Genomic DNA, 23,643 nt, shown 5'->3' with positions numbered 1-23,643 from the left:
GACGGGCGGGGTCAGGGGATGAGCAGCACCTTGCCGAGGTTGGCGCGGTCCGTGAGGAGCGCGTGCGCGGTGGCGGCGTCCTCCAGGGGGATGCGGGCCGCGATCCGGGGGCGTAGCTCTCCCGTGGCGTGGAGGCGCCACAGTTCGTCGCGCCACGCCGTGTAGCGGTGTGGCTGGTCGCGGGCGACGCGGGCGAGCTGGAACCCGGTGACGGTCTTGCCGCCCGAGAGCAGGTCGTGACCGGTGAGGGGGCCGCTGCCCGAGCTGTAGGCGATCAGCCGTCCGCCGTCCGCCAGGGCGCGGACGGCGGGGGCGAGCAGCTCGCCGCCCACGGCGTCGAGCACGTAGGCAGGGGCCTCCCGCGCGGCGGCCGGCCAGTCGGGGCCGTCGTAGCCGATGACCGAGTCGGCGCCCAGGTCGCGCAGGAACGGCCCCTTGGCGGCGGGGTCGCTGACGGCCGCCACGACGCGGCCGGCGCCCCGGAGGCGCGCGAGTTGGAGGGCGAGGTGGCCGGCCCCGCTCGCCGCGCCGGTGATCAGTGCGGTCTCGCCCGGCTGCGGCCGTGCCGCATCCAGTGCGCCGTACGCCACGAGACCGCCGCGCAGGAGGGCCACGGCCTCGTCCGCGGTGGCGGTTCGGGGTACGGGTGAGGCCATCGCGACCTCCAGCACGGCGAGTTCGGCGTAGGCGTCGCCGAAGCACAGCCCGGTGACGCGGTCGCCGGGGGCGTATCCGGTGACGTCCGGGCCGGTGGCCTCGACGGTTCCCGCGACCTCTCCGGCGACGGGCCGGGGCGCGGTGTCCGGGGTGGGGCCGGTGTGGCCGGGGCGGGGGGTGAGGGCGCGGACGGCGGGGAGGGTGACGCCGATCGCCTCGGTCCGCACCAGGAGTTGGCCGGGGCCGGGTGCGGGGGCGGGGACGTGCTGGAGGGTGAGGGCTTCGGCGGTGTGTCGGACGCGGCGCATCGTGCTCCCGGGATCGACGAATCGTTGGGAAAACCAACAGTAAGTCGAATCGTGGGGAATGCCAACGGTTTTTCGTGGGGAACCCCAACGTTCACGATAGGGTGCTGTCATGCCGGAGACGCCGCACGCCCCCGCCCTCATCCGTACGCTGCCGAGCTGGCTGCTGGGACGCGCCGCCGCGCGGGGCCGCGCTCTGGTGGCCGAGGCCCTGGCCGCGGAGGGACTGCGGATGTGGCACCACGTGGTGCTCGCCGCCACCAGTGACCACCAGCCCGTCGCACAGGCGGAACTCGCCCGCAGCGTCGCCCTCGACCCCAAGGACGTCGTCGGCATCCTCAACGACCTGGAGGGCGACGGCTATGTGCGGCGCGCACCCGATCCCGCCGACCGGCGCAAGAACGCCGTGAGTCTCACGCCCGAGGGGGAGCGGCTGCTGGCGCGCTGCGCCGCTGCCGCCGAACGCGCCAACGACGCGCTGTTGGAGGGCTTCACCGCCCGGGAGCGCGCGGACTTCCTGGCGATGCTGGAGCGCGCGGCCCGGCTGTGACCCCCCCGGGGCCCCGGGCGCTGCCCCGAGGCCGGGAGGGCGGTGGCCGGCGGCAGGTCGGCCTGCCGGGCCGGTCCCGCGAACCGGACCCGCCCAAGGCCCGGCCCCGGTCCAGCGGGTGCGGGGCGGAGGGGCGATGAACGGACCCGCCCGGGCCGGCCGGTTCAGGTCAGGGGCTTCTTGAAGCCCAGGTGCGAGGCCTCGAAGCCGAGGCGCTCGTAGAAGCGGTGGGCCTCGACGCGGGTGGCGTCGGAGGTGAGCTGCACCAGTGCGCACCCCTGGCGCCCGGCCTCGTCGATCGCCCAGGTGATCAGTTGCGTGCCCAGTCCGGAGCCGCGTGCGTCCGCGTGGATGCGGACGGCCTCGATCAGCGCGCGCGAGGCGCCGCGCCGGGACAGGCCGGGGATCACGGTGAGCTGGAGGGTGCCGACCGTGCGGCCGTCGCGTTCGGCGACGACGAGGTGCTGGTTGGGGTCGGCGTCGATGCGGGCGAACGCCTCGCGGTAGGGGGCCGGGTCGTCGGGGCTCTCGCGGGTGGCGCCCAGCGGGTCGTCGGCGAGCATCGCGACGATCTCGGGAAGGTCCTCGGCGGTGGCCCGGCGGACGGTGAACCCCTCGGTGTGGGGTGCGGCGGCCGGTTCGTCCGACGCCGCCGCACCGGTGGCTGCGGTGGTCATCCTCCGCAGCCTACGCCCCCCGTTCCACGGGCACGGCCGCGGCGGGCGCCGGCCGGCCGGCGCGGATGAGCTACGCCTGCCGTTCCGCCGGGAGGGAGCGGACTGCCGCGACCAGCGGGGCCAGCTCGGGCCGGGCCTCGGCGGCGTCGAGTGCTTCGCGGAGGGCCGCGTTGTGGGTGGGGCGGGCCGCGTCGAGGAGGGCGTGGCCCGCCTCGGTGACGTCGGTGTAGATGCCGCGCCGGTCGTCGGGGCACAGGTACCGCCGCAGCAGCCCGCGGTCCTCGAGCCGGGTGACGAGCCGGGTCGTCGCGCTCTGGCTCAGGACGACGGCGTCGGCGAGCTGGTGCATCCGGAAGTGGCCGCCGTCCCCGTCGTGCTGCTCGCTGAGCACGTCCAGGAGGGAGAACTCCCGCACGCTGAGGCCGTGGCCGGTCTGGAGGGCCCGTTCGATGTGTGCCTCGATCCGGCCGTGCAGGGCGGAGAGCGCGCACCAGCCGTGCGCGAGGCCGGGGTCGGGGCGCTGGGTCATCGGGGGCTCCTTCCGTCGTCGACGAGCTGCCTCGTTCGCTCGTCCACGGGGCTCCCCACCAAGAGTAGGCCATTCGACGGTATACCCGCGCTTGCAAATAGCAGGCGTGTGCAATTAATGTGCACGCTGCTAAACGTTATACGCATCTACTGTGGGAAGGCCCGCTCATGCCTCTCGCCCTGCTGGCACTCGCCGTCGGTGCCTTCGGTATCGGGACGACCGAGTTCGTGATCATGGGTTTGCTGCCCGAGGTCGCCGCCGACTTCGGCGTCTCCGTCCCCACCGCCGGCTATTTGGCCTCCGGCTACGCGGTGGGGGTCCTGCTCGGCGCCCCCGTCTTCGCGATCCTCGGCACCCGCATCCCGCACAAGCGGATGCTGATGCTTCTGATGGGGCTGTTCGTCCTCGGCAATCTGATCTCCGCGGTCGCGCCCGTCTTCGGCGTGATGCTCGCGGGCCGGGTGGTGGCCTCCCTCGCGCACGGCGCCTTCTTCGGCATCGGCTCGATCGTCGCGGCCGGCCTCGTGGCCCCGCACCGCAAGGCCGCCGCCATCTCCCTGATGTTCACGGGGCTCACCGTCGCCAACGTGGTCGGCGTACCCCTCGGCACCCTGCTGGGACAGCAGGCCGGCTGGCGGGTCACCTTCGCGGCGGTGGCCGCCCTCGGGGTCCTCGGGCTGGCCGGAGTCGCCGCGCTGGTGCCCCAGCAGGTAGCGCCCGAGGCCGGCTCCGGCCCGGCGCGGGGCGCCGGGCAGGGGACCGGGTCCCGGATCCGCAGCGAACTCGCCGCCTTCCGCAACGTGCAGGTGCTGCTCGCGATGGGGATGACCGTCCTCGGCTTCGGCGGCGTGTTCGCCGCCCTCACCTACATCGCGCCGATGATGACGCAGGCCGCCGGATACGCCGACAGCTCCGTGACCTGGCTGCTGGTCCTCTTCGGCGTCGGCATGGTCGCCGGGAACCTGGCCGGCGGACGCTTCGCGGACCGGGCCCTGCTGCCGCTGCTCTTCACCGCGCTGATCGCGCTCGCCGTGGCGCTGGCGGTCTTCACCCTCACCGCGCACGACAAGGTCGCCGCAGCCGTCACCCTGGCCCTGATCGGCGCCTTCGGGTTCGCGACCGTACCGCCCCTGCAGAAGCGGGTGCTGGACCAGACGGCTGAGGCGCCCACCCTGGCCTCGGCCATGAACATCGGCGCCTTCAATCTCGGCAACGCGCTGGCCGCCTGGCTCGGCGGGCTGGTCCTCGACGCCGGGTTCGGCCCCACCTCGCCCAATCCGGTGGGCGCCGCGCTCACCGTCGGCGCCCTCGTCCTGGCGGCGGCCTCCGCCCTGCTGGAGCGGCGCCGGCCGACGGGGACGGCCCGGGCGCACGAGGGCTCCCCGGTCCGCGCGGGCTCGGCGTCCCCGGCACCGTCGCTCTCCCCTGCGTCGTCGGTGTCCCCGGCGTCGTCGGTGTCCCCGGTGTCGTCGGTGCAGAGCAGTGCCGCGTGCTCCTCGGCCGGGACCGGCAACGTCTGAGACCCGCCGCCCCCGGGGGGCTCCACCCCGGGGGCTCCACCCCGGGGGGCACTCCCTCGTCGGGCCGCCGGTGTTCCTCGTACGATCGGCGCATGGACCCGGCTCAGCGGACGAGGACGCGACCCGTGCCGGGGCGGCGCCGCCCCAGGCTGCACCTCTTCGATCTCGACGGCACCCTCCTGTACGGTTCGGCGGCGGCGGTGGAGATCTCCCAGCAGTTGGGCGTCGAGCGGGAGATCCGGCAGCTCGAAGCGGCCTTCGCGGCAGGCGGGCTGACGCCGCCGCAGTTCGCCGCGCGGGCCTGCGCGCTGTGGACGGAGCTGACCGACGAGATCGTGCACGCCGCGTTCGACGGTGCGCCCTGGCTGGCGGGTATTCGCGAGGTCTGGGCCAGGATCAGGGCCGACGGCGAGCACTGCGCGGTGATTTCGCTCTCGCCGGATTTTTTTGTGCGGCGACTACAGGAGTGGGGGGCCGACGCTACGCACGGTTCTCACTGGCCGGAGGTTCCGCGTGCAATGCCGAACGGAGGTACGAAGTATCCGTTGCGTCCCCTCGACCCTTCCGGGATTCTCTCGCCGGGCTCCAAGGTGAAGATCGCGGGGCAACTCTGTGCCGAATTCGGGGTACACGCCCAGGACTGCGTCGCCTACGGCGACTCCATGTCGGACGCCGCGCTGTTCGCCACCGTACCCGTCTCGGTCGCCGTCAACGCCGACCACCACGTGCGCTCTCTAGCCTCCCACCACTACAACGGCCGCGATCTGCGTGAGGCGTACGGACTCGTATCCCGGCCGCGGTAATTCGCCGCGGTGTTCCGAATCACGGAATTCGGCGGAACCGCGAACGGGGGTTGTGGAGTGATGCCTTCACGGTATGGTCGGGTCCCTCCCGCATCGTGTTTGAGGACGGCGACGGTTTCCGCGCGTTCCCCGCACGATGTTCACAGGGAGCGGATTGCCGAAACTTTCGGAACACGGACGGCACATGTGACGTCCGGAGGATGTGCGAGGCGAGGCGAGCATGACCACCATGTCGGGCAGCGACGGAGCGTCCGCCGGTGGCAACGGCGGACGGGGGTGGTTCACCCCGGCGTCCGATGCGGCACCCGCGGAGCGCCCCGCTCCGGCAGATGACGGAACCACCGGACAGCCCCCCGGCGCGACGCCGAAGACGGCGGGCGCGCCCGCGGCGGCCGGCACCCCCGCCCTCAGCAGGTTGCGCGCCGTGCGCGGCTTGCGCCCGGTGGCCGGTGCTCCGGGTGGTGGGCGGGGCGACGGCGGTACGGCTGACGCCCGATGGGCCGGCCCCGGCGGAACGGGGGGCGGCGCGGGAGCCGTTGCGGGAGCCGGTACGGGCGGCGCCCCCGCCGAGACCGGCGGAATCGTTCCTGCCGAGGGCACCGAGCTGGGGGACGCGGACCTGATCCGGGCCAGCATGGCGGAGCTGGAACGTTCCTCCGACGCCGCGACCGCGTACTTCTACGCCCTGCTCTTCGTCCAGTACCCGCACCTGCGCGAGATGTTCCCCGCCGCCATGGACGGCCAGCGCGACCGGCTCTTCCGCGCACTGCTGACGGCCGTACGCCTCTACGACGACGGCAAACTCCTCGGCGACTACCTCTCCGGCCTCGGCCGGGGCCACCGCAAGTACGGCACCCTGCCCACCCACTACCCGGCCGTCGGCGAATGCCTGATGGCGGCGCTCGCCCGCTACACGCCCCGCACCTGGGGCCCGCGCACCGAGGCGGCGTGGGTGCGTGCCTACACCGCGATCTCCCAGACGATGATCGACGCCGCGGCCGAGGCCGAGCGCCACTCGCCGCCCTGGTGGGACGCGGAGATCGTCTCCCACGAGCGCCGCACCGCCGACATCGCTGTCATCACCGTCCGTCCCGACCAGCCCTACCCCTTCCGCGCCGGCCAGTACACCAGCCTGGAGACCCCCTGGTGGCCGCGCGTGTGGCGGCACTACTCGTTCGCGTCCGCGCCCCGCTCCGACGGGCTGCTGACCTTCCACGTCAAGGCCGTTCCCGCCGGCTGGGTCTCCACCGCCCTCGTGCAGCGTGCCCGCCCCGGCGACGTGCTGCGGCTCGGGCCGCCCGCCGGTTCGATGACCGTCGACCACAGCGCCGACAGCGGACTGCTGTGCCTGGGCGGCGGCACCGGCATCGCCCCCATCAAGGCCCTGGTCGAGGACGTGGCCGGGCGGGGTAGGCCCCGCCCCGTGGAGGTCTTCTACGGCGCCCGTACCGACCACGACCTCTACGACCTGGACACCATGCTGCGGCTCCAGGACCGCTACGACTGGCTGTCCGTACGCCCTGTCGTCGCCGCCGGCCGCACCCCCGACGCGCCCGACGCGCTCGCCGGTGAACTCCCCGACGCGGTCCGCAGATACGGGCCCTGGTCCGCCTACGACGGGTACCTGTCCGGTCCGCCAGGAATGATCCGGATCGCGGTCGAGACACTCGTCGGACTCGGCATCCCCACCCACCGCATACGCCACGATTCGCTCGACGAACTGGTCGCACAGGGGGCCTGAGTGATGGGGTGCTCCGGCACGGCGCGGGACGACCGGTTCGAAGAAAGGGACGAATGTCGGCGGTGAGTGAGGCGAACGGACACGGCGACGGGGACGGACCCACCGGGCACGCGGGACACGCCCGCTACGGGCCGCCGCCGCCCAGAAGACGCCCCGGCAGCGACGGCGAACACGCCCTCCAGGAGCGCATCGGGTCCCAGAACCGCGCCAACCGCTTCTACGACGACCAGGTGCTCGACCACCTCAACGCGCGCATGCGGGACTTCGTGGGCCGGCAGGAGATGTTCTTCCTCGCCACGGCCGACCGCAACGGCGAGTGCGACAACAGCTTCCGGGCCGGCCCGCCCGGCTTCCTGCGGGTACTCGACGAGAGGACGCTCGTCTTCCCCGAGTACCGCGGCAACGGCGTCCACGCCAGCCTCGGCAACATCCAGGAGAACCCGCACGCCGGGCTCATCCTCATCGACTTCCTCCGCGCCCGCATCGGGCTGCACATCAACGGCCGCGCCGAAGTACTGGACGACGCCGAACTGCGCCCCTGGGTCCCCGACCTGCCCGAGGACCCGGTGCCGGGGCGACGGGCCGTGCTGTGGGTGCGCATCGACGTGGAGGAGGCGTACATCCACTGCGCCAAGCACATACCGCACCTTCAGAAGGCACCCCGCCGCTCCGCGCGGGACTGGGGCACCGACGACTACAAGCGCAAGGGCGGCGACTTCTTCGGCGCGGCCCGCGACGCCCGTGAGGCACGCAAGGCGCGCGCCGCGAACGAGTCGGAACCGACCCGCACCACCCCGACGACGACCACACCGGCGACCCCCGGCCCGGCGGCCCCCGCGCGGGCGGTCCCCACTCCGGTTGCTGACGCAGCACGGGCCGCCGGCTCCGCGCAGGCCGCCGGCTCCGCCCTGACGACGGACTCCGCGCCGGGGACGGACTCCGCGCCGACGCGCGACACCGGGCCGACGACGGACTCCGCATCGGTGGCGGACACCGCGTCGGTGGCGGGCCCCGAAACGGCGGCGGGCGGGTCTCCGGCAGCCGCTCCGGTCACTGGGGCCCCGCCAGTGCTGGGAGGCTCGCCGGCCACGGACGCCTCCCCGGGAACGCACCCCGCCCCGGCCACGGGAGGCCGTCCGGCCCGGGACGCCGCGTCGGCCGCGGAGGTCCCGCCGAAGGGCGGTCCGGACGGTGGTCTGAACGGTGGTCGGGTTCCGTCGGTCGCAGGCACCCTGCCGGGCCCGGGCAGTGATGCGGGGAACCCCTCCGCCACGGGCAACCCACCCGCACCGGCCGCCACCACGGACCACTCCGCCCAGGCGAACACCCCGCCGATGGCGAACACCCAGCCGGTGGGGAACGCCCCGGACACCGCGGGCGCTCCGCCGAGCGCGGACGCGGCGGTGCCGGGCGGTCGGGTGCCGGGCGTCCCCGCGCCGGGCTGGCTGCCGGCGCCCGGCTGGCCCCTGGGCGGGTCGGGGGCCGCGGCCGGAGGCGCCGGGTCCCATGGCGCGGACTCCGACGCGGCGGTCACGGCCGCGGGACCGCCCCCCACGGTGCCGCCCCTGCCGGCGTACCCGCCCCACGCCCCGGCCGACGGCGCCGGTCCTTCCGCTCCCTCCCCCGCCGAACCGGGCCCGCCGGCAACAGGAGGAGCGCCAGGCGCGGGGCTGCCCCAGGAGGCGCACCGGGCGCCGGTCCCGTCTCCCCGGGCCGTGCCGTCGCACGAGGTGGCGCCGGTGCCGGCGCGGGTCTCGCGCGGGCGGCATGCCGCGCCGTCGCGGCCCACGAGGCCGAGCGCGGCATCGGCGGTCTCCGCCGCCATCACGGCGCGGGGCGGTGCCGTCGAGGGCGGCGAGAGCGGCGAGGACGGGGACGAGGACGTCTATTCGCGGCACGTCTCCGCCTGGCGCAGGGAGGCCGAACGGGCGCTGGCCGAGGCACAGCGGAGGGGCGCCGAGATGGAGAGCGAGCGTGCGGACCGGGCGTTCCAGGGCTGGTTCGGCTGAAAATTCGGGCGGCAGGGCAGGGCAGGGCAGCAGGGCGGCAGGCCGATGGGAGACGGCAGCGCGGCAGCCGCCCGCGGCCCTTCAGGCGAAGGGCGGAAGGAACTGAAGGGCTGAAGGGAACTGAAGGGCTGAGGGCGCCGAAGGGGCTGGCAGGGAACCGAGGGCCCCAGCGCCTGAACGGACCGAGGGGCCGGGAGGGGCGCGGGGGCGGTCCTGTGTGTCACCGCCCCAGATCGGGCGCGAGGAGGGCGTGCACGCCCTCGATGTTGGCGGCCAGATAGGAGCGCAGGGTCGCCGGGACGAGTCCGACGGAGGTCACGCCCGCGGGCGTGAAGGGGAGCCGGACGATCTCGTACTCGCCGCAGGGGGCCTCGACTTCGGGTCCGTGACGGAGGCTCGGGTCCATGGAGACGAGCCGGCAGGCGAAGAAATGCTGCACTTTCACGCCGCCCGGTGTTTCTTCGGGGTCACTGACCGTGTCCACGAAGGCCGGGACGACGTCGGTGATCCGGGCGCCGAGTTCCTCGGCGACCTCGCGGTGCAGCGCGTCGACGACGGTGCGGTCGACGCCGGGTTCGACGCCGCCGCCGGGGGTGATCCAGTACGGTTCGCGTCCGGGTTTGGTGCGTTTGATGAGGATCAGTTCCCCGGGGCCCGGGCCGTCGGAGGGGGCGAGGAGTACGGCGCGCGCGGTCCGTTTGAGCACGGGACGTTCCACGAACATGCAGGAGGTCTGGCCCGTGGTGGCTGGGGTCAAACCCTCCGCTTCGGTCACCCTACGTGTCGAACCGAGTAAATCTCTCGATGCGCCTATATCGATAGGTGATTGGACACTGACGCTCAGTCAACTACTCTTGTGTTCCCGCGCGCAGCTTCGCGCGTAGAGCCGGGCGGTTCGTGGCACGAGGGGGGAGCTGCGAACCGCCCTCACCTGTGTGGCCGCCCGCCCAGGGGCAGGGCGGGCGGCCACACGGCGGCTGCCGGGGTCAGTCGGCCAGCGGCAGGTACACCCGGTTGCCCGCGGCGGCGAACTCCCGGGACTTCTCGGCCATTCCCGCTTCGACCTCCTCCATGGTGGCCCCGTGCTGCTCACGGATCTCCTGGGAGATCTTCATGCTGCAGAACTTGGGTCCGCACATGGAGCAGAAGTGCGCGGTCTTGGCCGGTTCGGCAGGCAGCGTCTCGTCGTGGAAGGCGCGTGCCGTCTCGGGGTCGAGGGCCAGGTTGAACTGGTCCTCCCAGCGGAACTCGAACCGCGCGTCGGACAGCGCGTCGTCCCACTGCTGGGCGCCGGGGTGGCCCTTGGCCAGGTCGGCGGCGTGTGCGGCGATCTTGTAGGTGATCACGCCGGTCTTGACGTCGTCCTTGTCCGGCAGCCCCAGGTGTTCTTTCGGCGTGACGTAGCAGAGCATCGCGGTGCCCCACCAGCCGATCATCGCGGCGCCGATGCCGCTGGTGATGTGGTCGTAGGCCGGCGCGATGTCGGTCGTGAGGGGGCCCAGGGTGTAGAACGGTGCCTCCTCGCAGACCTCCTGCTGGCGGTCGACGTTCTCCTTGATCTTGTGCATGGGCACATGGCCCGGGCCCTCGATCATGGTCTGCACGTCGTGCGCCTTGGCGATCCGGTTCAGCTCGCCGAGGGTGTCCAACTCGGCCATCTGCGCGGCGTCGTTGGCGTCCGCGATGGAGCCGGGGCGCAGGCCGTCGCCGAGCGAGAACGTCACGTCGTAGGTGCGCAGGATCTCGCACAGCTCGCTGAAGTGCTCGTAGAGGAAGCTCTCCTTGTGGTGCGCCAGGCACCAGGCGGCCATGATGGAGCCGCCGCGCGAGACGATGCCGGTCTTGCGGCGGGCGGTCAGCGGCACATAGCGCAGCAGTACGCCCGCGTGCACCGTCATGTAGTCGACGCCCTGTTCGCACTGTTCGATGACGGTGTCCTTGTAGACCTCCCAGGACAGTTCCTCCGCCTTGCCGTCCACCTTCTCCAGCGCCTGGTAGAGCGGCACGGTGCCGATGGGCACGGGCGAGTTGCGCAGCACCCACTCGCGTGTGGTGTGGATGTTGCGCCCGGTGGACAGGTCCATGACGGTGTCGGCGCCCCAGCGGGTCGCCCACGTCATCTTCTCCACCTCCTCCTCGATGGAGGAGGTGACGGCCGAGTTGCCGATGTTGGCGTTGACCTTCACCAGGAAGTTCTTCCCGATGATCATCGGCTCGGTCTCGGGATGGTTGACGTTCGCGGGCAGTACGGCGCGGCCCGCGGCGATCTCGTCCCGCACGAACTCGGCGGACAGGTTCTCCCGGAGCGCCACGAACTCCATCTCCGGTGTGATCTCGCCCCGCTTGGCGTAGGCGAGTTGCGTGACGGAGGCGCCGTTCCGCCCGCGGCGGGGCTGGCGTGGCCGCCCCGGGAAGACGGCGTCCAGGTTGCGCAGTCCACCGCGTGGGCTGGTGTGCTTGATGCCGTCGTCCTCGGGCCGCAGTTCGCGGCCCGCGTACTCCTCGGTGTCGCCCCGCTGGACGATCCAGTTCTCGCGCAGCGGTGCGAGACCGCGGCGCACGTCGGTGTCGATTGCGGGATCGGTGTACGGCCCGGAGGTGTCGTAGAGCGTCACGTCCTTGCCGTTGGTGAGATGCACCCGTCGGACGGGGACCCGGATGTCCGGGCGCGGTCCTTGCAGATATCCCTTGTGCGAGCCGAGGGCCTTCCCGGCCGCGGCGGTGTCCGTCGCGTTCTCGGCGCGCGCGTGTGCATCCTGCGTGGTCATGAGACCCACTCCCTACGCCGGCATTACCCGGTAACAGGTTCGGCGGTCGGCGCAGCTGCTTCCGTGGTCCCTTCCACGGAGGTCAGCGCCCTCTCAGCCCCGTGCTCGGAGCTCCCGCGATGTGCAAAGGCGCCTCTACGCTAACGGCACACCGCCCGGACTGAACACCCCGCATGGCCGTTCTTGCGATGATCGGTCGGTGACCCCTTCGCACTCGCCGGACCGACCGACGCGCCCCGACGGCCCTCCGCCCGGCCCTTCGTACGGCCCGCCGGGCCCCTCGTACGGACCGCCGGGCCCTCCCCCGGGCCGGGGCGGTGGCCCGGGAGCCGGCCCGTACCCGCAGCCGGGGCCGGGCCAGGTCCCCGGGCCCGGCCGCAGGCCCGCCCGGGCGCAGGGCCATGTCCACGAGCAGGAGCAGGGCCATGTCCACGACCGGGCACGGGACCAGGGGCGGCACGACCAGGCACAGGGCCAGGGGCCGGGCCACGGACAAACGCACGCGCCCGGCCACGGCCACGGAGCCGGACATGGCCAGGGGCACGGAAACGGTCCCGGACACGGGCAGGCGCACGCGCCCGGCCACGGAACCGGTCACGGCCACGGAACCGGTCACGGCCACGGAGCCGGTCACGGCCACAGCCACGGCCACGGCCACGGCCACAGTCACGGGCCCGCCGCGCCCGTCTCGCGGCATCTGCGGAAGGTCATCGCCGCCGTGCTGGTGCCGTTCGCGGTGGCGGTGCTGACCGGACTCGTGGTGCTGTGGCCCGGCGGTGCGCCCGGACATCAGCACGACCACTCGGGGCTGGGCTTCGACCGGCCGACCTTCGGCGCCCGGATCACCAAGCTGGTCGAGGTCGACTGCGAGGACGTCAACGTGCGCCAGCCGCCTGCCGGTTCGGGCGGCGGCACCCAGCAGCAGGGCGCCGCGCCGGGGGAGGGCTCGGGGGCGCACGGGCCGTGCCGCAAGGCGACGGTGGAGATCACCGAGGGCAAGGACGCGGGCCGCACCTTCACCGAGGTCGTGCCGCCTGATGCCACCCGCAGCTACGAGGCGGGGCAGAAGGTCGTCGTCGCGTACTCCGAGAAGGCGCCGCGTGAGCTCCAGTACAGCGTCATCGACACCAACCGTGATGTGCCGATGGTGCTGCTCGCCGCCGTGTTCGCCGTGGTGGTGGTGGCGATCGGGCGGTTGCGCGGCGTGCTGGCGCTGGCGGGGCTCGTCATCAGTTTCGCGGTGCTGACGCTGTTCATCCTGCCGGCGATACTCCAGGGCTCCAATCCGCTGGTGGTCGCCGTGGTCGGGGGCAGCGCCATCATGCTGGCCACGCTGTATCTGTGCCACGGTCTGTCCGCGCGAACGTCGGTGGCGGTACTGGGGACGCTGGTGTCCCTGCTGCTGATCGGGCTGCTGGGTTCGCTGTTCATCGACTGGGCCCAGCTGACGGGCAACACCGACGACCAGACGGGGCTGGTGCACGGCCTCTACCCCGGAATCGAGATCCGCGGTCTGCTGCTGGCCGGGGTGCTGATCGGCTCGCTCGGGGTGCTGGACGACGTGACGGTCACCCAGACGTCCGCCGTGTGGGAGCTGAGGGAGGCCGATCCGGGGGCGAGCTGGGTCAAGATCTACCGGTCCGCGATGCGGATCGGGCGCGACCACATCGCGTCCGTGGTCAACACCCTGGTGCTGGCGTACGCGGGGGCGGCGCTGCCGCTGCTGCTGCTGTTCTCCATCGCGCGGAGCGATGTGACGATGGTGGCCACCAGCGAGGTGGTGGCCGAGGAGATCATCCGGACCCTCGTCGGGTCCATCGGGCTGGTGGCGTCCGTGCCGGTGACCACCCTGCTCGCGGCGCTCGTGGTCTCGGCCGACCGCTCCCGGCCGGCCGTCGGGGCCGCCGCTCCCGCGGGGCCTCCGGCTCCTGGGGAGCCCGCCGTTCCCGCGGCGCCGGCCGCCGCCCGCCGGGGCGGGCGACGGCGGAAGCCGAAGCGACAGTCCTGACGGCGGCCCGGCGGGCGGGCCTTCGCGGTGGGCCCGTCGCCGACCGGAGCGGCGGCTACCAGTCGCTGCGGGAGGAGCCCGCCTTGAAGCGGCGGACGAGGTAGACCACGCCGCCGACCAGGGCGACGAAGACCAGCACCTTGAACAGGAGGCCGACGAGGAAGCCGACGAGGCTCGCGATCAGCCCGCCGAAGACGACCAGGGCGATCACGGGTATGACGATCCATGTGACCCACCAGGGCAGGCCGGCGAGGGTGCCTTTCGCGTCCATGAGTGTGTGCTCCGTCTCTTGGTGTGGTCGAAGGCTTCTCGTGCCCTCTGGCTTCGATGCTAGGGCGGTCGGCAAGCCGGTGGGGCTGCTGTGGCCCCCGTCGTCCCCTGAACCCGACCCTGAGTCAACCCTGACGAGCGTCGGGTGCGGTCTCAGCCTTCCGGGGGTGAGAAGACGACGAGAACGCGCAGGTCCTCGGTGATGTGGTGGAACTTGTGCGGCACCCCGGCCGGGACGTGGACGACGCTGCCCCGCGCCACCTGCGTCGTCTCGTCGCCGACGGTCAGGGAGGCGCGTCCGCTGGCGACGAAGTAGATCTCGTCCTGGGCGTGCGGCTGTTGGGGGTCGGTGGCGCCGGCGTCGAGCGCGTAGAGCCCGGCCGACATGTTCCTCTCCCGCAGGAACCGCAGATAGGCGCCGTCGTTGGCGGCGCGTTCCGCTTCCAGTTCCTCCAGCCGGAATGCCTTCACCGCTGTCCCCTCTCGTCCCTGCCCGTCGGTGCGTGCGCGGGCTGCGTCTCGTCGTCCGCTGTCGTCCACTGTGGTCCGCTGTCGAGCACCACTGTGCCCCACCGCGTCCGGCCGCCCGCCGCCGTACCCCGCGCTTCCCCGCGTCCCCTCCCGGCTCCGCCCGCCCCTGCGCCGTCTTCTTCCCGTCCCGCCCGGTCGTACCCCGTGGTCCCGCAGCCGGTCCCACGTCACCGGGCTCACCGCTTCGGCCCCGGTCTCTGTCACGATCTGTTCATGAACTTTCTCATCAAGACGCTGGCCAACGCCGCGGCTCTCGCCGTGGCGACCTGGCTGATCGGCGGCATCGCACTGACCGGCGGTTCGGGGGGCGAGAAGGCCCTCACACTGCTCGTCGTGGCTTTGATCTTCGGCGTCGTCAACGTCGTGGTCAAGCCGGTCGTCAAGCTGCTGGCGCTGCCGCTGCTGGTGCTCACGCTCGGCCTGTTCACCCTGGTCATCAACGCGCTGATGCTGATGCTCACCTCCTGGGTGGCCGACAAACTGGACGTCAGCTTCCACGTGGACGGCTTCGGGGCGGCGTTCCTCGGCGGCCTGATCATCTCGGTCGTCTCCTGGGCGCTGCACATGGCGCTGGACCGGGAGTGACCGCCGTGTACCGGGTGTGTTTCGTGTGCACGGGCAACATCTGCCGGTCGCCCATGGCCGAGGCCGTCTTCCGCGCACAGGTGCGGGACGCGGGACTGGACGGGCTCGTCGAGGTGGACAGCGCGGGCACCGGCGGCTGGCACCTGGGGGAGCCGGCCGATCCGCGGACGGCGGCCGTGCTGGAGGGCGCGGGCTACCCGCTCACCCACGTCGCGCGCCAGTTCGAGCCGGAGTGGTTCGAGCGGTACGACCTCGTCGTCGCACTGGACGAGGGCCACGCCGCCGAACTGCGCGCACTCGCCCGCAACAGCGGCGAGGCGGCCAAGGTGCGGCTGCTGCGCTCCTACGACCCCGACGCCGATCCGGACGACCTGGACGTCCCCGACCCGTACTACGGCGGGCGGCAGGGCTTCACCGCCTGCCTGGAGATGGTCGAGGCGGCCGTTCCCGGACTGCTCTCGGAGGTCGCCGCCGCCCTCGACGTCCGGGAGGCCGGCTGATGGCCGCCCCGTCCCCGCGGCCGGCGCCGCGCCCGGCCGCGCGGACCGCCGAACTGCTGGGACGGCCACTGCGGGCGGCCTCCCCCGTCGGCGGCGGCTCCATCTGCGACGCCTACCGGGTGGTGCTCGGCGATGCCCCGGGCGGCGGGGACGGCGCGGTGTTCGCCAAGGCGCTGGACGCTGCCCCCGCCGACTTCTTCGCCGCCGAGGCCGCCGGCCTGGCCCGGCTGCGGGCGACGGGCACCGTGCCCGTGCCCGAGGTGTACGCCGCCGAACGCGACGTGCTCGTCCTGGAGTGGCTGGAGCCCGGCGCACCCGACCGGACCGCCGCCGAACGGTTCGGCCGCCTCCTGGCCGCCCTGCACGAGAGCCCCGCACCCTCCTGGGGCACCCCCGGCGAGCCCTGCTACCTGGGGCCGCTGCCGCTGACCTCACCCCGCGAACCGGTCGCGGACCCGGCCGCTTGGCCCCGCTTCCACGCCGAGCACCGGCTGCTGCCGCTGCTGCGCGCCGCCGTGGACAGCGGACACCTGGCGCCCCAGGACGCACGGGACATCGAGCGGCTGTGCGACCGCCTCGGCGACGAGGAGGTCTCCGGGCCGCCGCAGCCGCCCGCCGTGATCCACGGTGACCTGTGGTCCGGCAACGTGCACTGGACGGCGGACGGCCGCGCGGTCCTCATCGACCCGGCCGCCCAGGGCGGCCACCCCGAGACCGACCTGGCGATGCTCCAGCTGTTCGGCTGCCCCGAACTCCCCCGCGTCCTCGCCGCGTACGAGGAGGTCCGCCCGCTGCCCGGACGGCAGGCCCGGGTGCCGCTGCACCAGTTGCAGCACCTGCTCGTCCACGCGGTGCTCTTCGGCGGCGGTTACGGTGCTTCCAGCGGCGCCGCGGCCCGCGCGGCGCTCGGCGGCTGACCGGTCGGGCACCGGGCGGCGGCCCGCGGACCGACCCCGGCGCCGGGCGAGCAGGAGGATGCACCATGACCCCACCGGACGACGAGCGGCCCCTCACCGGAGGGCGGCTCGACCACGGCTCCGCCAACGACGCCGACGGCACCCGCGTGGTGCGGGCCGGGCTCCCGACGGAGGAACCGTACGAGCCCCCGCTGCCGGGCCCGGTCTTCGCCGCGCACTACCACCTGCCGGGCGAGGTGGAGGATGTCCCCTACGCCTACGGGCGGGACGCCAACCCCACCTGGACCCGGCTGGAGCGGGCGATCGCCGAACTGGAGGTGCCCGGGGACCCGGACACCGAGGTGGTCGTCTTCTCCTCCGGCATGGGCGCGATCTCCGCCGTGCTGCTCTCCCTGACCCGGCCCGGCCGCACGGTGGTCCTGCCCTCGGACGGCTACAACCTGCTGGCGGCCCTGCGGGAGCGGCTGGAGAACAACGGCGTCCAGGTGCGTACGGCCCCCACCGGCGGTGACGCCCAGCTCGCCGAACTGGACGGGGCGAGCCTGCTGTGGCTGGAGACCCCGTCCAATCCGGGGCTGGACGTGTGCGACATCCGCAGGCTGGCGGACGCGGCGCACGAGCGGGGCGCACTGGTGGCCGTGGACAACACCCTGGCCACCCCGCTGGGCCAGCGCCCGCTCCTGCTGGGCGCCGATCTGTCGGTGGCCAGCGGCACCAAGGCGCTGACGGGGCACGGCGACGTGCTGCTGGGGTACGTGGCCACCCGTGACGCCGAACTGGCCGCCACCGTGCGTGCCTGGCGCAAGACGGTCGGCGCGATCCCCGGACCGATGGAGGCGTGGCTGGCCCACCGCTCGCTGGCCACCCTGGAGGTGCGCACCCAGCGGCAGGCCGGGAACGCGCTCGCCGTCGCCGAGGCCCTGCGGGCCAGGCCCGAGGTGAGCGACGTGCGCCATCCGGGGCTGCCCGGCGACCCGGCCCACCCGCTGGCGTCCCGTCAGATGAGCCGCTACGGCTGTGTCGTCTCCTTCACCCTGCCCGACCGGGCGCACGCCGAGCGGTTCCTGGCCCGGCTGCGGCTGGTGGGGGAGGCCACCAGCTTCGGCGGGGTCCGCTCGACGGCCGAACGGCGCGGACGCTGGGGCGGCGACAGGGTGCCGGAAGGCTTCGTACGGCTCTCGGCCGGCATCGAGGACAGCGCCGACCTGGTGCGGGACCTCCGCCGGGCGCTGGACGAGGCGGCCCCGTCACCGGCGCCCTGAGCCCGTCATGACGGGCCCGTCACGCCCTTGACCGTTCCGGTGGTGCCCTTGCGGTGGTCCTTGCGCGCCCCCGCCCAGCCGGCTGCGGCGCCGATCAGACCGCCGACCAGCACGCTCACCCACAGGCGGGTGTCGGCATCCGCGGTGACGAGCACGACGACGAGCACCGCCCAGCTGACGACACCCACCGCGATCAGGGCGTGGGTGCGGGAGGTGAAGTAGGTGCGCCGCTCGGGCGTTCGCGGTGTCTCGGCGAGTTCGGCGGCGGGGCCGGCGCTGACCGAGACGGGGCGCTTGAAGTAGCTGAGCGTCGTCCAGCTCCCGCACGGTTCCCAGCCGTCGGGTGCCAGCTCGGCGGCGAGCGCGGCACGCCGCGAGCGCCGGACGTACTCGCGCCGGTACTCCCAGCGCATCGGGCGTTCGGTGGCGCGGCGGCACACGAAGCGGCCGAGCCGGTCGATCCGCTCCACCTCCCAGCCCTGCTGCCCGAACCGGGCGAGCAGGTCCCGGTCGGCGTAGATGTCGCTGGTGAACACCCACCTCTCGGCGCCGGCGTGCGGTTCGGCCGCGTCGGCGCCGCGGGCCGCGAGCTGCGCGGCGAACTCGTCGGCGGGGCCGAACTCCTCGGCCGGTGCGGTGCCGGACTCGGCCGTGTGGCCCCGCAGTTCGGTGATGGTGGCGGTGACCCGCTCCTCGTCCATCCCGTGCGCCCGCAGCCGGTCGGCCAGTTCCTCGAAGTATCCGGAGTGCCCGGAGTTCCCGGTCGTCGTCATCGTTCTCCCCCCGGTGTGGTCAGCACGCGCCGTACGGAGTCCTGGAACGTCTCCCATTGGGCGCTCTGGTGGCGCAGGGTCGCGCGGCCCTCGTCGGTCAGCCGGTAGTAGCGGCGGCCGGGCCCCCGTTCGGCGGCGCGGAACTCGGCCCGCACCAGCCCGGCTTCCTCCAGGCGGTTGAGCACCGGATAGAGGGTGCCGCCCTTGATGTGGCCGAGCCCGGCCGCGTCGAGTGTGTGGGCGATCGCGTAGCCGTAGCTCTCGCCCTCGGTGAGGCAGGAGAGCACCAGGAGGTCCAGAACACCCTTGAGCCAGCTCGCCCGGCGGTCGGTAGCCATGACTAGATGACACCACAGCCTAGATAGGAATACAACCTAGGTGGCTGTGCGACTGCCGGAAGCCGGAACGGTTCTGCGCACCCGACGACGCCCCACCCGGCATGCACCCGGGGGCCCCTGAAGAGCCGCCGGGCCGCGCGGGGCAGTAAACCGCCGAAGGCCCGTCCGGCTGGACGGAGCTTGGGAGGCCCCGAAAGGGCCGTCGGGCCGATGAACCCGGGAGCCCCGAACGCCCGCCAGGCGGTGCGGGGACCGCAAGCCGAAGCGCTGTCCCGCGAATGAGTCAGGGAAGTCCGCACGCCCGTCAGGCCGGTGGGTGCCGGGGGCTTGAACGATCGCCGGGCCGCGAGGGGCCGGGTGCCGCTGGAGCCCTGTCAGGCCGTGCGGGGTGCGGTAGGCCTCGAAAGGGCCGTCGGGCCGATGAACCCGAAGCCCCGCACGCCCGTCAGGCGGTGCGGGGTCCGACAGCCGAAGCGCTGTCCGGCGAATGCGCCCGGGAGGCCCGCACGCCTGTCAGGCCGGCGGGGCCCCGGGAGGCTCGAACGGGCCGTCAGGCCGGCGGGAGGGCAGGGGGCGCCGGACGAGCGTCATGCGGGCGGGGTCTGTGGCCCGCCGTACTCCGGGCTGGAGTAGTCCGGGCTGCTGAACCGCGGTCCGGCTCGTCCCCCGTCCGCCGGGGCCGGCTCGGTGGCCGGACGGCTGGAGAAGCCCGGGTGCGAGTAGCCCAGCCGGGCGGTCGGCGGGACGTGGGCAGTCGGCGCCTGGTGCGGGGAGTCGGGGTCGGCCAGCGCCGTGCGGAGGAACGGCACGATGCCCCGCTCCAGCAGGGCTTCCCGCCACGCCGCCCGCGCCAGCGCCACCTCCTCCGAGAGCCTGCTGTCCCCGGGGTCGGGGCCCCGGCCGCCGTCGGCCCGTACCGAACTCGCCCCGTTGCGCAGCGCGGCCCGCAGCAGCGCCGTCATGGCCAGCAGGGCGCCGGCCGCGGCGAGCGCGGCGAACACCCAGCCGGCACTGCGGATGGGGCCCGCCATCGCGGGTTCGGGCGACATCAGGTGCAGCGCGTAGCCGAGCAGCAGGAAGATGACGGCCGCGGTCCCCGCCAGCACCGGCAGCAGCACGGAGACGACGGCGAACAGCCCGGCGCCGGTCGCCTCCACGAGGCTCTCCCCGCCCATGGCCCCGACCAGCCGGTCCCCGACGCTGCCCCCGCCGCCCTCGCTCGCTTCCCGCACGGCCGCGCCCGCACCGCCCGTCCCGTCGTCGTCCACCGCGTCGCTCTCGGGGGCGGGGGCGGGCGTGTCGTGCGGACGGCGCAGCTCCTCGCGCAGCCGGACGAACTGCCGGTACTCCGACTCGGCGCACGCGGCTATCGCCGTGGCGGCGCTGAGCGCCATCGTGCGGAGCTGGTCGGCGGTCAGCCGCCGGCCGATCCCCGCGAGACCGGGACGGCGGTGAGCGGTGCGCAGTGCCTCGTCGAGGACCCGCTCGAACTCGGGCCGGTCTTCACGCAGCAGGTGCGGAGCGCTGTTCATGTGCATCCCCCGATGCTCCGTAGGGCGTAGGGCCTCAGACGACCGGACGAGGGTGGGGCGGGAGGGGTCGGGACGGTTCGGCGGACGGAGAAGTCCCCGAGGGAAGGACGATGGTAGGGCCGGTACGGCCCCGGATGGCAGTGGGTTCACGAAATCGACCCGCTACCGCTGTGCCCCCGGCCGATCACTTCTGGAAGAGACACCTGCCCGGGAATTGGCGCGTAAATCAAAAGGGGTGTCGAACCGCGTTCCGTGCGCCCCTGCCGTCCCACCCCGCACCACCCCGGTGCCGCGGCCCGCGCGCCCCGGGGAGCGGGGGTGTCACTGCACCAGGGGCAGCTGTGCGATCAGCAGTTTGGCGCCCATGGTCACGCCGCCGTCCATGGCGATGGCGAGCCCGTCGGCGTACACATGGGGGCCGGTCACGTTGGGCGCGCTCTCCCCGTCCTCGCTGTCCACCTCGCCGAGCAGATACGGGATCGGGCTGTGCCCGTGCACGATCCGCTTGCCGCCGAAGGTGTCCAGCATGTCGCGGACGGCGGCCGGGCCCGCGGTCTCCTCACGGAAGGCGAACCGCTTGGTGAACTTGCGGAACAGCTCCCAGGTCTCCTCCGCGTCGTTGCGCTGGAGCGCCTCGGTGATCGCGTCGTTGACGTCCTCGATGGTGGAGCCGTAGTCCAGGTAGCAGGAGGCGTCCGAGTGGACCAGCAGATGGTTGTCGGCCAGCGCCATCGCGTCCAGCCGGGACATCCACTGCACATGGTGGTCGGCCAGCCGTTCCATGTCGGTGCGCTGCCCGCCGTTGAGCAGCCAGGCCGCCTGGAACGAGGCGGTGCCGGCACCCGAGTTGACGGGCGTGTCCCCGAACCGCTTGGCGCCCAGCAGCAGCAGTTCGTGATTGCCCATCAGCGCCTTGCAGTAGCCGCCGGCCGCGGCGGCCTCGGCCGACAGCTGCATGACGAGCTCGATGACGCCGATGCCGTCCGGGCCCCGGTCGGTGAAGTCGCCCAGGAACCACAGTCGCGCGTTGCCGGCGATCCATTTGTTGTCGGCGTCGATGATCCCGAACTGGCGCAGGGCCGCCCGCAGTTCGTCCAGGTAGCCGTGCACGTCGCCGACGACGTAGAGCGGCCCGTCGCCCTCGTTCCCGGACGTGGCCGCGGCGGGGACGTCCACCATGGTCGGCTCCCGGCCCTCCGTCACGGCCGCCGCGGCACCGATGACCGGCAGGTCGCGGGCGGTCGGCGTGTACTCCTCGGGCATCCCCTCGACGGGGCCTGGCGTGCCCGGCGCGGCGGGGGCCGGGCCGGGGGCCACCGGCTCGGGGCCGCCGGGGGCGGGCGGGGGCGGCGGGGTGGCGGCGGTGACGGTCAGCGGGTCGGCGCCGGGCGTCGGTGGTGCCGCCCGGAGTGCCGGGTCCGCGGCCGGCCTCGGGTCGTGGTGGACCGGGGCCGGGACCGGGACCGGGCCGCCGGTCCGCAGGGCGCTCAGCGGGCCGCCGGGCGCCACCGGCGGGGTCCGGTCGGCCTGTGGGCCGGTGGTGTCCACCGGCAGGCCGGGCGTTCCCGGCTGTGGAGCGGCCACCGGCGCACCCGGGGCCGTCTGCGCGGGCGAGAGCGTCCGCGCGGTGCCCGTGCCGCCTGTCGTCGCCCCGTCGTGCCACACGTCGGGTCCTTGACCGGCCCCCTGAGTCATCGACCCCTCCACCATCGCGCCGCCGCCGTGCACCGCAGGACCTCCCCCTTCCCATGGGGCCCCAGTCGCTGGTCTTTCGGCCGGGGTGCCGCCCCAGGTCGGGAGCCGGTCCCGGTGTCGTCCTCCCCCAGCCTTCGGCGGGGGGCGCCCCCAATCATAGGAACGCTGGTCGCGGCTTGTGACGCACCTGGGGGCGCGCATCAGGAGAGGTGGCCCAACCCGGTGTGAATTCCTCCTGAATTCTCCGCTGACGTACCCTACGGAATCCGTCGCCCGTGCCCGTACGGCGCGCCAGCGGACCGCTCACTCGGTGGCGGGGACGCGTGGCGGGCTGACCGTCACCGGCCTTCCGGCGCGCCGCGAGGACGTCCGCACGATCAGCTCCGTCGGCATCACCTGCTGCACCGGCCGGGTGGGGCCGACGCCCTCGATGACGTCGATCGGCAGTTGGACGACGGCGGTGCCGATCCGCCCGGGCTTGAGGGAGAGCGTGGTGATCGGCGGGGCGGTGGTGGCGTACGAGGCGGACTCGCTGCAACAGACCAGGAGCAGGTCCTCCGGCACCCGCAGTCCGTAGCGGCGGGCGGCGGCCAGCAGGTCGGTGCCGTTGGGGTCGAAGAGTCCGTAGACGGCGTCGGGCCGGTCGGGCCTGGCCAGCAGCCGGTCTGCGGCGACGGCGCCCGCACAGGGATCGTGCGCCGGATACCGCTCGTACACCGGCTCCTGGCCCACCCGGCGGCACCACTCCAGGTAGGCGGTGGTGGAGACGCGTGTGTAGGTGTCGGTGCTGGTGCCGGTGAGCAGGCCGATGCGGCGGGCGCCGTTCTCGGCGAGGTGGTCGAGGATGCCGCGGACCGCGGCCTCGTGGTCGTTGTCCACCCAGGCGGCGACCGGCAGCGAGGGGCTGGGCCGGCCGTCGGAGACGACCGGCAGCCCCGAGCGCACGAGTTCACCGACGACCGGGTCCTGGTCGGAGGGGTCGACGACGACGGTGCCGTCGAGTGCGACGTTCGACCAGACGTCGGGGCCGAGCGCGACGACGGTGCCGCCGGGGCCGCGGCGGGCCGGCGCGGGCAGGATCACCAGCGCGTAGCCGCGGGCCAGCGCCGTCGAGGTGGCGGCTCTGACCATCTCGGCGAAGTAGGCGTACTCGGTGAAGGTGAACGGTTCTTCGCCGTAGGTCGTCACCGTCAGACCGATGAGGCCCGACTTCCCGGTGCGCAGTGTCCGGGCGGCGGCCGACGGGCGGTAACCCAGCCGCTCGGCGACCTCCCTGACGTGGCTGCGGGTGGCGTCCGGGAGACGGCCCTTTCCGTTGAGGGCGTCGGAGACAGTCGTGATGGAGACACCGGCCGCGGCGGCGACGTCCCTGATGCCGGCGCGCCCGTTCAGACGCCCTCCGCCACGGGGCTGGGGGCACCTCCCGCCCGGTGGCTGGGGGACGGCGGCCGGGTTACGGCCCGCCTGATGCTTCTCTGCTGCTGTCATGGCGAGCCGATCGTAGGCCCGCACGGTGCTGACGCCAGGGGTCGCGCACATGCCGCGCGAAGACACGATTCTGCGTGCAGGAGTCCTCACCGCGGCAGGCAAAAGCCCAGTTCGGGGGCGGTGCCGGCGGCGTCAGGCGCAATTGGGCCGGACGGTCCTGGCGTGGCGTACGCCAGGGTGCGCGC

At 73.6% G+C, this 23,643-nt stretch carries 22 protein-coding genes; 10 read left to right on the top strand and 12 right to left on the bottom strand.

Translation table 11 applies throughout. The features are described from left to right. Positions 1-11: 11 nt before the first annotated feature. A complete protein-coding gene (locus IO40_RS0100710) occupies positions 12-965 on the bottom strand; it encodes a quinone oxidoreductase family protein (RefSeq protein ID WP_016472095.1) in 954 nt (317 codons plus the stop codon). A gap of 109 nt (positions 966-1,074) precedes the next feature. Here IO40_RS0100710 and IO40_RS0100705 point away from each other — a divergent pair, with 109 nt between their 5' ends. After that, positions 1,075-1,512, top strand: coding sequence for a MarR family winged helix-turn-helix transcriptional regulator (locus IO40_RS0100705; protein ID WP_016472096.1), 438 nt, complete (start codon positions 1,075-1,077; stop codon positions 1,510-1,512). Positions 1,513-1,676: 164 nt separating this feature from the next. Here IO40_RS0100705 and IO40_RS0100700 read toward each other — a convergent pair whose 3' ends face one another. After that, a complete protein-coding gene (locus IO40_RS0100700) occupies positions 1,677-2,075 on the bottom strand; it encodes a GNAT family N-acetyltransferase (RefSeq protein ID WP_041968384.1) in 399 nt (132 codons plus the stop codon). Positions 2,076-2,259: 184 nt separating this feature from the next. Beyond that, the gene (locus tag IO40_RS0100695) at positions 2,260-2,718 is read right to left on the bottom strand and encodes a MarR family winged helix-turn-helix transcriptional regulator (protein WP_016472098.1); all 459 of its coding nucleotides are present in this window, start codon (positions 2,716-2,718) and stop codon (positions 2,260-2,262) included. Between the two features lie 167 nt (positions 2,719-2,885). Here IO40_RS0100695 and IO40_RS0100690 point away from each other — a divergent pair, with 167 nt between their 5' ends. The 4 genes from IO40_RS0100690 to IO40_RS39575 all read left to right on the top strand — a co-directional run bounded on the left by IO40_RS0100690 (position 2,886) and on the right by IO40_RS39575 (position 8,791). Further along, a complete protein-coding gene (locus IO40_RS0100690) occupies positions 2,886-4,238 on the top strand; it encodes an MFS transporter (RefSeq protein ID WP_016472099.1) in 1,353 nt (450 codons plus the stop codon). A 92-nt stretch (positions 4,239-4,330) separates the two neighbouring features. Beyond that, on the top strand, positions 4,331-5,041 hold the full coding sequence (locus tag IO40_RS0100685; protein WP_041968373.1) for an HAD family hydrolase: 711 nt from the start codon (positions 4,331-4,333) through the stop codon (positions 5,039-5,041). A gap of 220 nt (positions 5,042-5,261) precedes the next feature. Next, on the top strand, positions 5,262-6,782 hold the full coding sequence (locus tag IO40_RS0100680; protein WP_078659675.1) for a globin domain-containing protein: 1,521 nt from the start codon (positions 5,262-5,264) through the stop codon (positions 6,780-6,782). Between the two features lie 62 nt (positions 6,783-6,844). Next, the gene (locus IO40_RS39575; protein ID WP_324604481.1) at positions 6,845-8,791 is read left to right on the top strand and encodes a pyridoxamine 5'-phosphate oxidase family protein; all 1,947 of its coding nucleotides are present in this window, start codon (positions 6,845-6,847) and stop codon (positions 8,789-8,791) included. 220 nt (positions 8,792-9,011) lie between these two features. On the opposite strand, the gene IO40_RS0100670 is transcribed toward IO40_RS39575, so the two are convergent. Both IO40_RS0100670 and thiC read right to left on the bottom strand, forming a co-directional pair. After that, entirely contained in the window at positions 9,012-9,515 is a 504-nt protein-coding gene (locus IO40_RS0100670) for an NUDIX domain-containing protein (RefSeq protein ID WP_016472103.1), read from the bottom strand. 262 nt (positions 9,516-9,777) lie between these two features. Beyond that, positions 9,778-11,559 carry a phosphomethylpyrimidine synthase ThiC gene (gene thiC, locus IO40_RS0100665; RefSeq protein WP_016472104.1) on the bottom strand — a complete coding sequence of 594 codons (1,782 nt, stop codon included), beginning with the start codon at positions 11,557-11,559 and terminating at the stop codon, positions 9,778-9,780. Between the two features lie 718 nt (positions 11,560-12,277). Between thiC and IO40_RS0100660 the strand changes: the two genes are divergently transcribed. Next, the gene (locus IO40_RS0100660) at positions 12,278-13,567 is read left to right on the top strand and encodes a YibE/F family protein (protein ID WP_033228214.1); all 1,290 of its coding nucleotides are present in this window, start codon (positions 12,278-12,280) and stop codon (positions 13,565-13,567) included. Between the two features lie 55 nt (positions 13,568-13,622). Here IO40_RS0100660 and IO40_RS0100655 read toward each other — a convergent pair whose 3' ends face one another. Both IO40_RS0100655 and IO40_RS0100650 read right to left on the bottom strand, forming a co-directional pair. Continuing rightward, positions 13,623-13,838 carry a DUF5326 family protein gene (locus IO40_RS0100655; protein WP_016472107.1) on the bottom strand — a complete coding sequence of 72 codons (216 nt, stop codon included), beginning with the start codon at positions 13,836-13,838 and terminating at the stop codon, positions 13,623-13,625. Between the two features lie 152 nt (positions 13,839-13,990). Then, positions 13,991-14,308, bottom strand: a complete 318-nt coding sequence (locus tag IO40_RS0100650) for a cupin domain-containing protein (protein ID WP_016472108.1) — start codon at positions 14,306-14,308, stop codon at positions 13,991-13,993. 273 nt (positions 14,309-14,581) lie between these two features. Between IO40_RS0100650 and IO40_RS0100645 the strand changes: the two genes are divergently transcribed. The 4 genes from IO40_RS0100645 to IO40_RS0100630 all read left to right on the top strand — a co-directional run bounded on the left by IO40_RS0100645 (position 14,582) and on the right by IO40_RS0100630 (position 17,632). Further along, positions 14,582-14,953 (top strand): phage holin family protein, encoded by a 372-nt coding sequence (locus IO40_RS0100645; RefSeq protein WP_016472109.1) that lies wholly within the window; start codon positions 14,582-14,584, stop codon positions 14,951-14,953. A 5-nt stretch (positions 14,954-14,958) separates the two neighbouring features. Beyond that, the gene (locus tag IO40_RS0100640) at positions 14,959-15,453 is read left to right on the top strand and encodes a low molecular weight protein-tyrosine-phosphatase (RefSeq protein ID WP_030406693.1); all 495 of its coding nucleotides are present in this window, start codon (positions 14,959-14,961) and stop codon (positions 15,451-15,453) included. Beyond that, positions 15,453-16,370, top strand: a complete 918-nt coding sequence (locus IO40_RS0100635; protein ID WP_016472111.1) for a fructosamine kinase family protein — start codon at positions 15,453-15,455, stop codon at positions 16,368-16,370. The genes IO40_RS0100640 and IO40_RS0100635 overlap by 1 nt, the downstream gene beginning before the upstream one ends. A 65-nt stretch (positions 16,371-16,435) precedes the next feature. Then, positions 16,436-17,632, top strand: a complete 1,197-nt coding sequence (locus tag IO40_RS0100630; RefSeq protein WP_016472112.1) for a cystathionine gamma-lyase — start codon at positions 16,436-16,438, stop codon at positions 17,630-17,632. Positions 17,633-17,637: 5 nt separating this feature from the next. On the opposite strand, the gene IO40_RS32925 is transcribed toward IO40_RS0100630, so the two are convergent. From IO40_RS32925 to IO40_RS0100605, 5 genes are all read right to left on the bottom strand, one after another. Further along, on the bottom strand, positions 17,638-18,405 hold the full coding sequence (locus IO40_RS32925; protein ID WP_016472113.1) for a hypothetical protein: 768 nt from the start codon (positions 18,403-18,405) through the stop codon (positions 17,638-17,640). Next, on the bottom strand, positions 18,402-18,743 hold the full coding sequence (locus IO40_RS0100620; RefSeq protein ID WP_016472114.1) for a PadR family transcriptional regulator: 342 nt from the start codon (positions 18,741-18,743) through the stop codon (positions 18,402-18,404). Before IO40_RS0100620 ends, IO40_RS32925 begins: the two co-directional genes overlap by 4 nt. A gap of 587 nt (positions 18,744-19,330) precedes the next feature. Further along, positions 19,331-20,281 (bottom strand): hypothetical protein, encoded by a 951-nt coding sequence (locus IO40_RS0100615; RefSeq protein WP_016472115.1) that lies wholly within the window; start codon positions 20,279-20,281, stop codon positions 19,331-19,333. Between the two features lie 315 nt (positions 20,282-20,596). After that, a complete protein-coding gene (locus tag IO40_RS0100610) occupies positions 20,597-21,985 on the bottom strand; it encodes a metallophosphoesterase family protein (RefSeq protein ID WP_106963908.1) in 1,389 nt (462 codons plus the stop codon). Positions 21,986-22,273: 288 nt separating this feature from the next. Beyond that, positions 22,274-23,458 (bottom strand): LacI family DNA-binding transcriptional regulator, encoded by a 1,185-nt coding sequence (locus tag IO40_RS0100605; RefSeq protein WP_031174631.1) that lies wholly within the window; start codon positions 23,456-23,458, stop codon positions 22,274-22,276. Positions 23,459-23,643 lie beyond the last annotated feature (185 nt).

Origin of the sequence: Streptomyces albus subsp. albus, from assembly GCF_000725885.1 — a bacterium.
Lineage (GTDB): Bacteria > Actinomycetota > Actinomycetes > Streptomycetales > Streptomycetaceae > Streptomyces > Streptomyces albus.
This window is presented reverse-complemented; position numbering and strand designations above follow the sequence as displayed.